Below are 15,444 nucleotides of genomic sequence, written 5' to 3' on the forward strand. Positions count from 1 at the left end.
TTATAGTAAAAACTGGTGTTTACTCTTTGATTAGTAGCTCTCTGGAAAGAAAGAGAGAGCAGGATAACTCTTCCTGTAGAAATCCACGTATCTATATTACACTTGTCCTAATATTTTCTACCAAGAGTAAAAAGTTAAAAGATAAGATTGATAAAATATTAAGTAAGTTTAAAAATGAAAAATTACTTCAGGATCAGAAAAATACTATAAAGCAAGAATTTGAACACATCTATAATATAGCATATAAATTCTTTTATAATGATTTTTACTTAAAAAATTTAAAAATAGAATATTTGGGCTATAGCGTAGAAAGTAGTCCACAAGAACTAGAAGGAAAAGTTCGTCTAGATTATGTACTTGTAAAGAACCATTATCATAATGTTTATTCGCTTCACATCCATTTTATTTTTGAGAAACAAAACTTTAATTGGAATGATAAAGATGACGCTTTCCTCGAAAAGATATCAAGAATTTATGGTGAAATATACATCAATTACCAGAGTAAACCCGAGAATATCCCTTTTAATTCTTTAAGGGAGCTAATGAAATTGAATGGAGAAGAAGGAGTGTTTAAACACAGGGAATTTACGTATCCTGTTACATTTTATACCTACATTTCCGTATGTAACTTAAATGAAGAGCAAATAAGAAAATGGGAAGATAATTACATAAATATATATAGATTACTTATCCTCCATCCCAAAGGAATAGATGAAAGTAAAGCTAAAAGCTATCTCAATGAGTATAACTTTAGTACAGCTAATTTTTATCGAAACTTCTTCCAGCCTGGAGGGATGGTTTCAATTTCTGCGGGATTTCCTAAAGATATTTATTATGATCATTGTGAGACACTTTTGCCTTCTATTGATAGTGGGGGCAATGTGTGTAGTAGTAAATTCTACAATGAGCGTAGCTGTAAATTACACATAGATAATAATGGAAAGAGCAAATATAATGAATACGACTTAATAGCTGAGTATCCCCCACTAAGATATTTAGGCTTATTGTCGTTAGAATTTTCAGGGTTCATAGAGGAGAATTTAAGGTATATGTATGAGGAATTATTAAATCCGCATAAAAATAAATTGTTAATAAAATTCTTAAAATATATACTCTTTCCTCCGTCATATTTGAATGATGCATTCTTATTTTACAGGAACTTAAGCCTAGAGCCGATAAGGCTTCCTGAAGTAAGGAATTATATAGATAAAGTTATTGATAGTAAAAAACAAGTCTCTCTAGAAAAAGCCACAGAGAACATAGGTAATGCTATCATTAATATTCTAATTTCAACTATGACATTAATACTTTTAATATTAACTTTTATTCTTTTGTTTAGACATTAAAAATTTATATTTGTTTTATTATATAAATTTTTAAATTAGATAAATTATGAATATAAAATGTGCTATATTGTGGATTTGTCCCCCGGGAGATATCGTCAAATTATTTGGTATAGAAATCTTAAGGGCTTCCCCTCTAGATAATTTAATGATATCTACTCCAGAAACCGGCATGATATCTACCTTCAATATCATTATGATATCCTCTCAAGAAACCATCAAATAATTGGAGGTAGATACCATCAAGGTATCTACTACAGAAAGCTGGAAGACAAATACCCCTTAAACCTTCAAATTATCCTCCATGGATACCATTATGATATTCCTCGCTATCGACGCTGCGCCTGCTATGAAGAGTTGAAGATTTTATTTGCTGGGAATTTCATGGTCGGTATACCACTCGCGGCAAGCATTGCGTATCCATTCTGAGTCATCAATACTAGTCTCCTCTTGATTGCTGAGTATCTTCCTGCACCATTTTTCGTCAAGCATATATGTTAGCGGCATCCTGCAGCACCCTGCTTATATGTTCTATATTCTGATATAAATAGAATCAGCTTCAGCGGGTAAATCCATATAGTGTCGATAGTGTCGCCGACTGACACTCAAATCTCAAAATTTCCCGACAACAAAACAGTAAACATCATTGTCTCCCAGCACCTTCTCATTTTTCGGAGTGTAAAAATCCTAACATATCTCGGTGGGAGATAGTCCCACTTTTTAGCAACCTTATCTATTTGTCTCCTATTTTGTAATTTTACCTGTATATCCCCTAATTAGGTGGAAGTAAGCCTTAATCAAAGTTATTAAATAAAAGAACTGCCCTAGCAAAAAATACCGCCATTATAACATTAACGAAGTTCAAAGACTCTTAATAATTATTTTTGAATTATTTAAGGAGGGGTATGAGGATATATATCATGTTGGTGTCCCTGTAGAAATCATTAAATAATTATCAACCTCAGACATCAGCAAGGCAATCCAGCATATGATTTGAAGACATCCCTCAGCATTTAGCACTAGCTACCTCGTCAGGTAGACACAAGGCGCTCGGTTATTTTCGAAGGGGATGCGTCTATCTAAAAATAATAATACTAGAAGTTAGGAAGATATCTTAATTTATCCGCTGAGTGACCTTGCTGGTATCGAGGGTAGATAACTTAACGATTTCTATATGGAAACTATCGTTGTATCTACTCCTTAACCACTTTTTGTACTTGAAGTTTTTCGCTGATGAGAACCCTATGCCAAAACAGGTATTAGAGGAAAAACTTTTATGAATAATTGACAGAGGGTCTGATGGACTATAAATTATGGTGATAATGGTGTCTAGGAAATGGATAGCTTATTTCTATATAAAGCCTATCTGCAATACTGTTGTCAAACCTACTAGTGAAATTGTTCTTGAAGAATTCAAGATCAGGTTTGACGACGAGAACTTAGTTTTTCATGGAGAAATTTCTGTAAATCTCGATATAACGGACGAGAATGAGGCTAGAAAGATTCTGGCCGACCGTATTGAGAAAGAGGTACTGCCGTGTCTCATACTTATGACAAATTGTGGCATGGAATTCAATCCTAGCGATATAAATTTACGTTATGAAGAGGCAGGCACTATTGGTATAGTATTAAGTGAAGTTATCAAAGTGCACGTTGTAGCAGAGGTAAGTAAGAATCCTGAAGATTTTAAGAGAGAACTAATACGATATCTTGGTAAGATTAAAGGGCTTGATAATATTAAGGAAGAGTGGCTTCTAAGAGCATTAAAATTCTGGAATAAAGGCGCTGTAGACTATGACCCTGTGGATAGATTCATATACTTTTATATAGCACTAGAGATATTCGTGAAACGGGTTCTGGGCTATGATGACCTAAACTCTTATGTAATAGATGAAATAAGAGAAAAGTATGGTATCTGCTTTAATTACGAAGTTGAAGGAAAGGAATGGTGTGTGTGCGATATTAGGAATAATTTGTTTCATGGTGGAGCATCCAGCACGGAAAAAGTTGAGAGGTTAGAGAGGGCGGTCGATGCAGCTAGCAAGCTAAGCGATAGATTTGGAAAGGATGTCTTGGATTTAGTTAAAGAATTTCTAAACAATAATCCTAATGATTCTAGTAATAACAAGTAAAACTTTATTGTTATACCGGACCTTATCCGAGAATGAGCCATTACTCATTATGGGGTAGGCGCATCCATTCTGGGAATAGACGGACGGCTTGCGTCTACCCGGATTCATCTAGGCCTGCTGGCTGGTCTGTAGGCTCAGTGATATTAGACTTCTCGTTAGCTCGTGGAGGTGGTTCAGCTTCTCTATGGTGATAGGTATGGCTTTGAACTCTTCTTCTGGGACTGTTCCATCGCCATATAGTGTGGCGTTATAGTAATTGGATAGACAGAATTGTAGCGGGACCATCATAAAGATTAAAACATTACTTATTATGAGGAATTTTAGTAATTCCTCTATTTTTTCTTCAAGGATGCTCTTTGGGAGTATATCATTAAGGCTCGCAGCTCCTAGTATTTCTCCAATCTTCTTACCTAGAAGTTCTCTATTATATTTTGATATTATATCGTTATATGCCTTCTCGGCCGATTCATCTTCTATGTAGGGAGTTGTTTTTTCGAGACAGGGCTTTTCTTGTTTCTCAGCTTTTCTAAGAATGCCCCGAACTCTGACTTTGCCTTTTCGCACAATTCCTTCCGGTCATCTCCCACTATAGCTGTAGGTGTTAGTAGTGAGAGAGTGAGGATAAGCAGGTCATACGCTTTCTCTGCTATCTCCATAGGAACTCCTTGCTTCACGACCTTGGCGATTACACGCTCTCTACTTATTTCCTTGCTAGAGAGCCAAGCACTCACGGTTAAGCTTACATAGTCGACTAGTCTTCTCGAACAATAGATTTCAAATAGTTCTGGGAGGAATTTATTCGTAAACTCGCTGAAGTAGTGACCCAAATTCTTTGGGTCTATATATTTTTTTATGGCATCTTTTAACTTGTTGTGTATATTTCTAAACTTTTCTGCCGTACCTACTTTTTCAGCAGTATTGACAAAAAACTTCATGGGATTGAACAGTACGCCAATAAGGGTATGCCTTTAGTATTTTCTCGGATGCCTGCTCTAAGTGATAAAGACTTGGACGCATCAATTCGTTCACATATAGTACCTCGGCGGCTTTCAAGTCCTCTTTGGCAATCTCCAAGAACTTGTTGGCGATAACAATATTGTTCTGGTCCAACGCTTCTCACTATAAGACTATGATTATTTGTCTCCCATAATTATTGCTTCACTCCTATTTTAATAATGGTGAGCGCCTTGAGTCTATTATTTGAAGATAAAAGGCGTGAAAGAGCAGAGGAAGCTAGTCAGGAAGAGAAGCAAGCACTGAGCAGCTCAAAGAATGTCAATGTCCTGGTAGTGTATCCTGGGGAGAGCATAACGTTCTCTCTCGCAGTGAATGGACCTCCAGGCCACAGAATCGATATATATGAAAAGGGTTTCCCGCAATCTATAGCTAGCATTGCAATTAGCCCGGGTAGCAGCGTTGCACCCTTCGTTTCAGAGATAGAGATAGAGTCAATGAAGGGGCACTTCCGGGCCTCTACTATTTCGACTTCTGGATAATAGAGCAGACGGAAAGAAGGACTCTCGGCGTTGAACCACTTGGTTTCTTGATATTACCTAAGAACCTGGATAAGAGCGTAGCGAGATACTACACTAGGCTTAGAAGGATATACAAGGAGCTCGGAGCGCAGGGAGTACTATGGTACCTTGTTACGAAGGTTTACGCGAATGGAGTCAGCTTTACTGAGCTGAAAAAGGCGTACGAACTAGCCCGCGGTAGTCCCGTAAGGAAATCTACTGTAGCAGTTATACTCAGGCGCATGATCAAGAAAGGCCTAGTAAGCAAGAGTGAGGACGGAAAATACTACCCGCTGGTGACAAGGGAGGAAGTAGCATTTAGTAGGATAGATGAGACGCAGGTAAGGATAACACCCTCACTTAAAGGTGTAAACACGGACAAAAAGGAGGAGTCCTCGCACATTGAGGGGAGCACAGCTAAGGAGCCTTACTTAGCCAGAATTGCGTTCAGGAAGGCGCAGAAGATAGCTAGAAAGCATGGTTCCCTGGCGGCAGCATACTTCCTAGTATACAGCTTGGCTGGAGTGAGGGGGACGGGCCACCTATTGATGTGGCTAAATGCTATGTTCGTTTACTGCGAGCAGAAAACGGATTTCTGCCACTACTTCTACTCCCAGCTACTTTCCCAATACTTCCAACTCCTGGGACTAAGAGAGGGGATAATGTGCAAGCAAAGCCAGGAGCACCTAGATGCGATGAACACAGCCAATAAATATGTTAGGAAGTACTATGAAAGCAACCAGCTATCCCGCAGACTGCACTACGAACTCAAAAGACAGGGCTACATTGGATACGGCGACGAGATATACAATGTTGAGATAATACATTACGAGGACGGAGACATTGGAGCAAGACTACGGGACAACAATATGAACGAGATGCTATACGAGGAAAACATAGCAGACAAACTAGTGGTGAAGAGAGAAATCAAGCCAGTATACCCCCTACGAACACATCTACGAACCCAACGAAGAAACATATTTCCATTAAGCCAGCAAGGCTTTACTTAGCTAGTTTTTCTCAATTTTAAGTAGTTCGTTTAATATGTCTTTTGCAAACTCTGATTCTGATTTAACTAGGTTCCTGAGCTTTTGAGAATCTATGCAGTAAAATCTATCAGCAATTCTTGCCGTAATGTAATCACTGTACTTACTGTCTGGTCTCAGAATAGCTCTATAAAAATCATATATACTGGACCATGCACGCTGAAGCCTCATTCTTCTAATAGCGCTCATATAGTTATCGATGAATAGGAGAAGTGATTCTACGGGTAGTACAGCTATGTACTCGTTACTTCGCAGTAGACTTTGCATTTCATTGTAGAAACCTTTCAAGCCTTTATCCTCGCTACTTCGATAATACTTTCTCTTTATCTCGTCACAATTGTTTAATGTAACAAAGTACAAGATGACCAGCTGACCACCACTTGACGTACTTATCCAAGGATACTCACGTATGAGGTCAAAATACTTCTCATATTTTGATACATCATAGGGACTTAACTCAAACTCTCCAGATTTTGCATCAACCATACCGACGAGTTCTATTTCGCTTCGGCCTGGTTCGGGCTTACTTCTTCTAACAATAAAAACGCTATCTGGGACATTCTCAAAGCCCATCTTGTACCCTAACTGAAATACTTCCCCACCATAAAGGAAAGACAATGCTACACCCACGAGGTCCTCAAAAAGTTTCCAAGCATCTTTACCTTTGGCCTTCTGCGCAACCTTAAACAAAGATAACATTGTAACTAGATATTTAGGATTAGTATCAATTTTCACAAGAAGCTCACGTAATTCCCTAAACCTTTCATCTCTTAAACGCGATAACACAATATCCTCAAGCTCTAAAACATCAAAGACGTAACCTAGCCACTTCTCAAAATCATTAATAACTTCCCTATCTCCCTCTATGAGTCTCGCTAAGTCCACAAACGTCACTATATAGGCTAAGGCCCCAACTGTAACAAGCTCAACAAAATTCATTAGATTTACAATAGAGTTAGAAGAAAGCACCAGTACCACGGGTTTCTTAAGCTCAACATTCCTAGCCAGTTCTATCAAAAATTCTGGTATATACACTCTCTTAAACTGAAAGAAAAACGCAAACTCCCTACTATTCAATATAACATTACATTTGACATAATCCGACAAGGCCATGCACTTAGTTTCTTCGAGATGTAATTTGAGCTCAAGTTTTTCAGCAATTAACTCTAGTAACGCCATCATAAAAGGCTCTATTCTAATATTATAGTCCATGTACTCATGTAAGGGCCTAATCTCAGGAGGACCCGGGTTATGTACATTAATTAATTGAACGATTCTTTGTTCTCTGTCTATTTTTGATACCCTGAATTGGGACTCAAGTACCTCGCCCTCTTTTACCCGTACTATTGACTCAAGAACATTCATAGAAACGAGCTCGTTGAGTTCCTCCGGGTTTAAGTAATTTTGAAGTAGCTTGGCGTCAATCCTATAGCCCCGGGGTTCGTCTAATACTCTAAGAAACTTGGGCAACAAGCTCTTGATGCTCCTTCTCATCTGCTCTTCACCGCCTATAACGATTCCTTAATCGTGTTTGCGAAGAGCTCTAAAGCTCTGTATTCCTCTTCACTAAGACCAGCCCCTTCTACTCCCTTAGCTAGGGATATTGTAACAGGTTTCCCATTGACTAGCATCTCTATAGTTACGGCCTCTTTTCCATAGGAGCTTACTAGCTGTTTGAGTAAATCAGTTAACAGCAGAGACGAGACTCTACTCAGGAAGGACTTGAAGTCCTTTGTCTCAATAACGAAGCTAAAGTCTTCCCTATTTACTGCGAACCCAACTAATTCTATGTTGTCTAGAACCTTTAGGAGGGCACCTTGTTCTTCATAGCTTAGATTCGAGGCTCGCACCACGTTCTTAGTATAATCCCTCATCTCTCTGAAGCTGTCAAATAGTGATTCAATTCTTTCAACACTTAAGAGGGCATCACTTATTTTTTCGGTCACATCTCTAGCAATGTTCTTGTGGATAAACTCGATGGAGGCTTCCGGAAATATTCTTTCAAGAAGATTGGTACCTAATTTCTTGTACTCATCGACACGATAATGGGCAATAGCATCGAATTCTGTATCATTCATCTTTCTAATGATTAGTCGTAGGTCCTTAAGAGGCTTATACTCCTTACTCCTAATAGACGGGTATGGGTCGAATTCCTTCGTATACTTGATAGAATATTCCTCGTGAGCACCAATATTCAAGGTATCTCCTTGGATTCTGGCATTTACGAGAATCCAGAAGAAACTATTCTTATTATACTCCTCCTGGTACTCCTTAAGCCTAGAAATAATATCATCAAAACTGACAGGTTTCTTAGTTACAACTCGGATATGACGTACTATCCTTCCACCCTTTAATTTATTCGCATAATCTAGCATTTCGTCTACTTTGCTTGAAACCTGATTAATCCCAAACTTCACATAATTGATAACAAGTAAGTCTCTCTTGCTCTTTACATTGAGTAGCTCGCTAGGAGAAATCCCAAGAACGTCTGTTGCAACTTTAAGTGCTTGTGACATAGTGAGGCCTCTTTTCAACTTCTCCAGGTTCTCAAAGAACTCATAGACTTCCTTGAACCTATTGTTTACAATTTCATCGATAATATCTGCCTTCCTCATAGCTTCACTAACGTCTAGGTCAAAGGCTCTTGCCAGCGTTAACAACTGATTTTTCCGAAGCTGGCCTAGCTTTTTAGTTATGAGGCCTTTCTTGGCTTTCAAAGTCTCGTCCATTAGAACCTACACCACGCTATAGATAATCCTACAACGATAACGATATTTATAATATTCACTACAAGAAACTATATAGTGGTGTTTACTGAGTGTCCATTGCCGGCAGGAAGCTCCTCAGGATTACCCGGGTCGGAAAGTACAATCGAACAACCATACCCGGCGAAGTACGCAAGCTATTGAACTTGCGAGAAGGAGATGAAGTAGCATGGCTTTTTGAGGACAGCAAAATTGTTATCAGAAACATGTGAAAGGTGGAAACCGTGAGCAGTAGAAACGACAAGAGGTTCATCGAGACGCCAGACTTTCCCGTTGATGAGGTCAATGAGGCTTCTGCTAAGGAGAAGCAAGGTGGTGGTCGTCCACCTTATTGGGAGATGGTGTTCTGGTGGACTCGGAAACCCCTAACTGGTGCTAGAGCCGTTATAGCTGGAGCGCTGCTACCTGCGGATACTAATCCTGGTGAGTTCCGGTATAACCTGCGCTTTCCCGAGAGCATTGCGCACGAGAAAAACCCGAATATACCACCTAGTTGGAGGGAGATATTCAACAAAGCCGAGCTACTGGACCCCTTCGCGGGCTTTGGGAGCATACCCTAGAGGCCATGAGGCTCGGAGTAGGCGAGATAGTTGCAGCCGAGCTACTACCCACAGCTTACGTGTTCCTAAAAGCGGTTCTTGAATATCCGAAGTGGGCTGTCGAGCTGGGCCTGGGACAGAAGCTAGTCGAGGACGTGGAGCACTGGGGCAAACGGATAACAGAGAAGCTCAGGGAAGACCCAGACATAAGGGAGCTATACGACGAGGACACAGCAGCCTACATAGGCACATGGGAGATAAAGTGCCCACACTGCGGTAGGTGGACATCGCTAGTAGGAAACTGGTGGCTAGCACGCGTATCCAAAAAAGCGAGCGAGGAAGGAGAGGAAGAAGAGGAAGAAGGCGCAAGGAGCGGCACATTCAAGCGGCTAGCATGGATGGAACCGGTCAAGGCTGGGGAGCGCATAGCAATCAAAATAGTAGACCTAAACAAGGAGCTGGGAAGAAAGACCCTAAGAGCAAAGGTTAACGCCAGCCAAGGCACAATAGTAGTTGATGGCAAGACTTACAGAGTGCCACAGAAAAACATTGACCCAAGAAGAGAGATTACCACTTGTCTCCACTGCAACAACACTATAAGGAAAGGACAAGAGGAATGGTATGTCAAGGAGGCTATAAAGGATTGGAACCAGAAGTTAGAGCAATACCTCTCAGGGCAAATAGACCTCCAAGCACTTAGGGAGACAGCTAAGGCGAGGCCGAGACTCCTAGTCAAAGTCAAGATAGCCAGTAACGACCTAGTATTTGAGCCGACAACACAGGAGGATAACGAGAAGCTCTGGAAAGCACTAGAGAAACTCAGGCGGATATGGGGAGACCTAGACATACCAATAGAACCAATACCAGAATACGAGAGAAGACAATTGATGATATGTACATCTACTGGAGCCTGCAAATGGTTCAAGCTCTTCAATCCACGCCAGCTCCTAACCCTAGTCAAGCTAGTCAAGCTCATACGCGAAGTCGGTAAGAAAGTTGAAGAAGAGAAGCTGAAGGAGGGCTGGAGCAAGGAGGAAGCATACAGATACGCAGAAGCAGTAACAACATACCTAGCAATAGCAATAGCAAGGTTTGTAGACCATAATAATGTTGTCACATTACTACATCCATCAAATCCCATAGGTGTTGAAGTAGCACATGCGTTATCGATGAGAGGCATTGCTATGCAATGGAACTGGGGTGATACTAATCCTTTTGCCATTACTAGAGGATTGATAAGAACAAATTCTTGGATTAAATGCATAGAAAAAGAAGTCAATGGTTTGTCTTATCTTATCTCCAATGTTTCTGGTAGTCCTAGCAGAGTTAGGGTTCTGCTTGACGATGCTACCAAGCTGGAAAAGCTTGATGGTGAGAAGTTTGATGTTATTGTAACGGATCCGCCTTATAGTGATGATGTGCCATATGCTGAGCTAAGCGACTTCTACTACGTGTGGCTTAAGCGTGCTCTGAACGATGTCGTTGATGTGGGTGGCCTAGTTGTTAGACAACCTCGCTTCATTGCTGAGGCTTTCTTCAAGAACGGAACCGAGACTGAGATTCAGTGGAAGTACTTTGCTGATAAGGAGGTTAGTGAAAGTGACGGACGTGCTACGTACTTTGGGGAAGATGTTGGAAGGTTAGGATATTTTAAGCGTCTCCTTCTTAATTCCTTCCAAAATATGGCTGACAGGCTAGTTGGTAATGGTGTTCTTGTTACGTATTATGCTCATACTAGCCCGGATGCTTGGGAGGCTTTGCTCGATGCTGGTTGGAGGGGTGTCGGTCTCCAGGTATCGGCAGCTCATGCGGTGGTTACTGAGTCTAGGCACCGTGTCACGGCTTGTGGCAAGGCTGGCCTCGATGTTAGCATTGTCGCTGTCTGGCGTAAGGATGTGGTCGGCCAGATACATGTTGATGAGGCCCACTTCAAGGCTCTTGACGAGTGTACGGAGTATGCGAGAACCCTTTTAAAGAAGGGGTTTGATGGCGTTAACCTGTTTGTGGGCGTTTTAGGCTGCGTGTTATCGGTATTCACTAAGTATGAGAGGGTTGTTGGTGTTAAGAGCACTAATGAGCTTGTGAAGAAGTACGTGTACCCGGCTACGGCCGAGGCTATTGCCCGCGTTCTTGGAGGAGGAGAGCTTGCTGGGAGGCTTATAGGTGCATCCCTTTTCTATCTACTGGGTAAGGTGCTCATTGCGAGGAGGCCCCGTCAGGTTAGGAGGACTCTAGACAGGAGTACTATAGCTATTTTGGCTATTGGCACTCGTAATGAAGTAAGGAAGTTGAAGGAATTCGGGGTCGTGGAGCAAGAACGTGACAAGTTCCGTTTACTTGAGCCTGCTTGGGGGGAGCATGACTTGGCTCGTTCCGTGAGATCTGTCTTGGAGAAGAAGGGTGTTAATCCGAGAAATCCCGCAATCCGGACTGCCATAGACATGATGCATCTCCTTGAGTACTTTGCCGTGACTCTGCCTAAGAACGAGTTTACTAGGAGGGTTGAAGAGCTTCGTGGCAGGTATCCAGCGTTGTATGAGGAGGCTCTAGGCTTGGCTCTTCTTCTTGCAGAGGTTCTCCCGTCTAATGACCCGGAGCGTGAGCTTGTGAACCGTGTTGTTAGTGTGCTTGCACCTGGCCAGGCCGGTCTTGACAAATGGCTACGGGGTGGTAGGTGATGGTGTTCCTAAACCACGCTAAGCTTTGGAGTGACGTGCTTGAGCCTAGGCTTGACGAGAAGGCGGCTCCGAGCCTAGGAGGAGTACACTTGGGTAAAGAGGAGACGATATACACTGACTCGGTTGAATTCTTTAGGAGAACTCTTGTCACCAGACATATGGCTGAGGCTCTTGAGAATGTTGCCGACGCTCTCCTGGATAAGGGCGGCAATAAGCTGGTCATGCTTCTATCGCTGTTTGGCGGCGGTAAGACTCACACATTGCTCACTATCTATAATGCTTTCCGTAACCCGGCTGCTCTCTTGGAGGCTAAGACTGAGGATAGTGAGGCAAGGGAGCGTATTCGTAGGCTAGCTGATGAATTGTCCGGGATAGGTAGTATAAGAGTAGTTGTGATTGATGGCTACTTTAGCGAGCTTGCCCCGACCCCGGTTAACCCTCTAATTGTTCTTGGTGGCTATAGGGTCCAGACTATCTGGGGGTCTCTGGCACACCAGCTAGGCCGCCTCGGAGAGGTGAGGGAGAACGATGAGAAACTACTAGCCCCCCCCAGCCGACGTGATAGCTAGACTGCGGGGACGAGCCCGTACTGATTCTAGTTGATGAGCTCGCTGACTACGTTGTCAGGCTTAAGTCCTCCGGCGACCCCGGGCTCAGAAGTTATGCTGACCAGGTTTTGGCGTTCGTTGAGTCTCTCGCCAAGGCTGTCGACTTGTCTAGGCGCTCTGTCCTCATAGTTTCAATGCCTCTAGAAGAGAGGGGGGAAGGGCTCGAGGTTGAGGAGCGCTACAAGTCTCAGCTCAGCGTGGTTACAAGCCTATATAAGTCTGTGAGCAGGGTTGCGTCGAGGAGGATAGTTCCTGTAGCCCCCTCAGATATCCCGAGCATACTCAAGGTGAGGATTTTCGAGAGCATAGATCATAGAGCGGCTAAGGCGGTATCCTCCGGCCTCGTCAAGATATATGGAGCCGAGGAGAACAGGGAGTTTTTCGGGGAGGATGCAGTTAGGAAGACTCATCTAGCCGAGAAGACTTACCCGTTCCATCCATCCTATATTGAGACCCTTGTAGACATTGTGGATAAGCATGAGGGTCTAGAGAAGACCAGGGATTCTATCAGGATTACTAGGAAGGTTATCAGGAAGCTGGCAGAGGCGAAGAACCCTGTTGAACTCGTTATGCCCTTCCATATCGATGTTGAGGACAGAGAGATAAGGGGTACGCTGCTCTCTCACGAACTCTATAGACAGTATGCAACTGTAGTGGAAGAGGATGTGGTTGAGAGAACTAAGAGATATGATAGACCAGAGCTAGCCAAGACTATAGCTAAGACGATACTCGTTAAAACCTTCGTTTATGCTGGCTCGACAAGACATCATCAACTATACCCTGATAAACACGAAGTCATAATATCATCCTTCGAGCCTAGCATGGCGAGAGAGCTTAATCTGCAACCCAAGGACTACCTAGATGCATTGGAGTGGGCTTCTAGCAACCTTGTATACCTTCTAAGCGAGGGTGGACGCTACTGGTTTACTCAGTTCGCCTCACCTATACGGAGGGTTGAGATGACGGCTAGAACTGTGGATGACCATGAGGCGCTTAAAAAGGTCGAAGAGTACGCATGGAAGCTCTTAACTAAGCCTTATGAGGATGTAGTATTGGGTTCGCAAAGGCGTAGCCAAAGGGGAGGAGAGACAAGCTCGCCCTTCAACGCCAGCTCCAGCCTGGTCTTAGCTGAGCCCAAACTCGTGGACCATGAGTCTAGAGACTACATATTGGCGGCTATTCTTTCACCTGTTCGGGAGAGCGAAGTAGAGAAAATAATCTATGAGACACCGAGTGGTGGATCGAGAAGATACACTAACACTGTCTACCTTATATATCCACGTGATAGTAATAGTGTTTCGCAGATGATTGGGTTTGCCAAGCACTTGATTGCGTGTGATATAGTAGGTGATGAGCTAGACTCCACCTACGAGGATAGCGAAGTCCGTGAGGTCATGAGGAAGAAGCTTGAAAAGTACTGTAAGGGAATGGAAGGAGTAGAGGGCAAGCTTGTCATAAATATACTTACTGGCCTAAACCTTGTTGCGTATCCAACCTTCGATGAGAACAGTCATAGGAACACGTTCAAGCTTACGGAGCATCTATGGCAGATACTATAATCGAGACAGCTACACGTGCTCTTAGAAGCACTAGACCTCCAAAACTATACGACGAGCTGGACTTTGAGCAGCTCGAATACATGCTATCTCAGGTCGGTATCAACTTAACCGAGGGGGAATCCGGAAGACTAGTCTCAGATATCGTTGACTATTTCTACTCTAATCCCAGACTACCCATGGTGAAAGAAGAGACCATTAGAGACGCTCTAATTGATGGTGTAAAAAAACTAAGAATTGGAGTAAAGAGGTCAGGCAAGATATTCTTCAAGAAGGTGCATGAATGTAGGTCTAGACAAGACTGCAACCCTCCTTCGGTGGAGGTAGGAGCAGCTCCAGATAACTTAGAGGCAGCTGATTTGATACTATCATGGAAAATGGCTCTCCAGGAACAACTCGAAGGTCTGAAGGAGGTCAAAGAAGAGAGGGTTGCTGGTGGAATAAGAAGGATATGGTACGCGTTCTATATTGATGGAAACCTAGTGCCTGTATCTAAGGCTTTGGAGGGCTTAGACCTTGAGACACTCCAATATAGTCCATTAGTTAGAATCACGGAGTTCATGGAGGAGGGTTTAGACGTTAAACTAGACAAGAACGAAGTAACTGCTTCTCCAGGCGAAGAGGTGACAATAACGATACTTATAGAGAGAGTTGGCAATTTCAAAGGAGATTTATCTCTGACAGCTACGAGCGGCGAACTGAGCTCTACAGCACTCAGTATCAGTGGCGAGAGGCCGTCAGCAACAATAGATTGGAGAATAAAGGTACCAGAGGAGCCAGGTACATACAGCTATGAAGTGAGTATTATGGGAGCCTCAGGAGGGGTGCTAAAAACTTCCTCAGTAACAATCATAGTTAAGCCGAGAGGTCCTAAAGCGATCAAGGGTGTTCCGCCTAAGGGCACGAAGATCTCGTTAGTAGAAGTCGAGGTCTCTGCCTTTAACTTCAAACCACTTAGGATAATAGACACAAAATTCGGTTCGGAGTGCGAAGTCGAGGAAGCAGTACTTGAACTAGAAGCTGAAATAGCTAATAGGAGGCCCAAAGCAACTTTAGAGCTCAATGGCGTGGCTCTCGATGACGTGAAGAGCATTTTCCCGGCTATCGCGCAGAGATACGGAATCTCTGTGAGTCACATGCGGTATCGGATTAGGTTAAGGCCACGTAGTGGAGAGTACATTATGGCTCCAAAATTCACTGAAGATGAGGTGAGAGACATTGAAAACTATATGACCTACAATGTATTCGAAGAGAGGTGATAAC

The 15,444-nt window shown here is 42.7% G+C and carries 15 protein-coding genes; 10 read left to right on the top strand and 5 right to left on the bottom strand.

Annotated features, from left to right (window positions below):
* Positions 1–26 precede the first annotated feature (26 nt).
* Entirely contained in the window at positions 27–1,346 is a 1,320-nt protein-coding gene (locus ACLGLO_RS06845) for a hypothetical protein (protein WP_492128154.1), read from the top strand.
* A 1,322-nt stretch (positions 1,347–2,668) separates the two neighbouring features.
* Positions 2,669–3,475 carry a hypothetical protein gene (locus ACLGLO_RS06850; RefSeq protein WP_492128155.1) on the top strand — a complete coding sequence of 269 codons (807 nt, stop codon included), beginning with the start codon at positions 2,669–2,671 and terminating at the stop codon, positions 3,473–3,475.
* A 108-nt stretch (positions 3,476–3,583) separates the two neighbouring features.
* Here the strand turns inward: ACLGLO_RS06850 and ACLGLO_RS06855 are convergent, their stop codons facing one another.
* From ACLGLO_RS06855 to ACLGLO_RS06865, 3 genes are read right to left on the bottom strand one after another with little or no spacing between them, the layout of a single operon-like run.
* On the bottom strand, positions 3,584–4,039 hold the full coding sequence (locus tag ACLGLO_RS06855; protein WP_492128156.1) for a hypothetical protein: 456 nt from the start codon (positions 4,037–4,039) through the stop codon (positions 3,584–3,586).
* A complete protein-coding gene (locus tag ACLGLO_RS06860; protein ID WP_492129189.1) occupies positions 3,949–4,410 on the bottom strand; it encodes a hypothetical protein in 462 nt (153 codons plus the stop codon). The genes ACLGLO_RS06855 and ACLGLO_RS06860 overlap by 91 nt, the downstream gene beginning before the upstream one ends.
* A complete protein-coding gene (locus ACLGLO_RS06865) occupies positions 4,385–4,585 on the bottom strand; it encodes a HEPN domain-containing protein (protein ID WP_492128157.1) in 201 nt (66 codons plus the stop codon). Before ACLGLO_RS06865 ends, ACLGLO_RS06860 begins: the two co-directional genes overlap by 26 nt.
* A gap of 77 nt (positions 4,586–4,662) precedes the next feature.
* On the opposite strand from ACLGLO_RS06865, the gene ACLGLO_RS06870 reads away from it, so the two are divergent.
* Complete coding sequence (locus tag ACLGLO_RS06870; RefSeq protein ID WP_492128158.1) at positions 4,663–4,971, top strand: hypothetical protein; 309 nt, start codon at positions 4,663–4,665, stop codon at positions 4,969–4,971.
* A 47-nt stretch (positions 4,972–5,018) separates the two neighbouring features.
* The gene (locus ACLGLO_RS06875; RefSeq protein WP_492128159.1) at positions 5,019–5,999 is read left to right on the top strand and encodes a BlaI/MecI/CopY family transcriptional regulator; all 981 of its coding nucleotides are present in this window, start codon (positions 5,019–5,021) and stop codon (positions 5,997–5,999) included.
* On the opposite strand, the gene ACLGLO_RS06880 is transcribed toward ACLGLO_RS06875, so the two are convergent.
* Entirely contained in the window at positions 6,000–7,529 is a 1,530-nt protein-coding gene (locus tag ACLGLO_RS06880) for a hypothetical protein (protein WP_492128160.1), read from the bottom strand.
* A gap of 14 nt (positions 7,530–7,543) precedes the next feature.
* Positions 7,544–8,764, bottom strand: coding sequence for a hypothetical protein (locus ACLGLO_RS06885; RefSeq protein ID WP_492128161.1), 1,221 nt, complete (start codon positions 8,762–8,764; stop codon positions 7,544–7,546).
* An 89-nt stretch (positions 8,765–8,853) separates the two neighbouring features.
* On the opposite strand from ACLGLO_RS06885, the gene ACLGLO_RS06890 reads away from it, so the two are divergent.
* Genes ACLGLO_RS06890 through ACLGLO_RS06915 form a run of 6 tightly spaced genes read left to right on the top strand, consistent with a single transcriptional unit; the run spans position 8,854 to position 15,440 of the window.
* On the top strand, positions 8,854–9,012 hold the full coding sequence (locus tag ACLGLO_RS06890) for an AbrB/MazE/SpoVT family DNA-binding domain-containing protein (protein WP_492128162.1): 159 nt from the start codon (positions 8,854–8,856) through the stop codon (positions 9,010–9,012).
* 12 nt (positions 9,013–9,024) lie between these two features.
* Positions 9,025–9,360 carry a DUF1156 domain-containing protein gene (locus ACLGLO_RS06895; protein WP_492128163.1) on the top strand — a complete coding sequence of 112 codons (336 nt, stop codon included), beginning with the start codon at positions 9,025–9,027 and terminating at the stop codon, positions 9,358–9,360.
* A gap of 5 nt (positions 9,361–9,365) precedes the next feature.
* A complete protein-coding gene (locus ACLGLO_RS06900) occupies positions 9,366–12,017 on the top strand; it encodes a DUF1156 domain-containing protein (protein WP_492128164.1) in 2,652 nt (883 codons plus the stop codon).
* Positions 12,017–12,586 (top strand): DUF499 family protein, encoded by a 570-nt coding sequence (locus tag ACLGLO_RS06905; protein WP_492128165.1) that lies wholly within the window; start codon positions 12,017–12,019, stop codon positions 12,584–12,586. Before ACLGLO_RS06900 ends, ACLGLO_RS06905 begins: the two co-directional genes overlap by 1 nt.
* A gap of 20 nt (positions 12,587–12,606) precedes the next feature.
* Complete coding sequence (locus ACLGLO_RS06910) at positions 12,607–14,184, top strand: DUF499 family protein (RefSeq protein ID WP_492129168.1); 1,578 nt, start codon at positions 12,607–12,609, stop codon at positions 14,182–14,184.
* Positions 14,169–15,440, top strand: coding sequence for a DUF499 4th domain-containing protein (locus ACLGLO_RS06915; RefSeq protein ID WP_492128166.1), 1,272 nt, complete (start codon positions 14,169–14,171; stop codon positions 15,438–15,440). Before ACLGLO_RS06910 ends, ACLGLO_RS06915 begins: the two co-directional genes overlap by 16 nt.
* Positions 15,441–15,444 lie beyond the last annotated feature (4 nt).

This window comes from Fervidicoccus sp. SLHALR4, from assembly GCF_058692745.1.

Coding starts and splice junctions, on each gene's coding strand:
- ACLGLO_RS06915 (WP_492128166.1), top strand. CDS start 14,169: ATGGCAGATACTATAATCGAGACAGCTACACGTGCTCTTAGAAGCACT.
- ACLGLO_RS06860 (WP_492129189.1), bottom strand. CDS start 4,410: ATGAAGTTTTTTGTCAATACTGCTGAAAAAGTAGGTACGGCAGAAAAG.
- ACLGLO_RS06900 (WP_492128164.1), top strand. CDS start 9,366: ATGAGGCTCGGAGTAGGCGAGATAGTTGCAGCCGAGCTACTACCCACA.
- ACLGLO_RS06880 (WP_492128160.1), bottom strand. CDS start 7,529: ATGAGAAGGAGCATCAAGAGCTTGTTGCCCAAGTTTCTTAGAGTATTA.
- ACLGLO_RS06905 (WP_492128165.1), top strand. CDS start 12,017: ATGGTGTTCCTAAACCACGCTAAGCTTTGGAGTGACGTGCTTGAGCCT.
- ACLGLO_RS06885 (WP_492128161.1), bottom strand. CDS start 8,764: ATGGACGAGACTTTGAAAGCCAAGAAAGGCCTCATAACTAAAAAGCTA.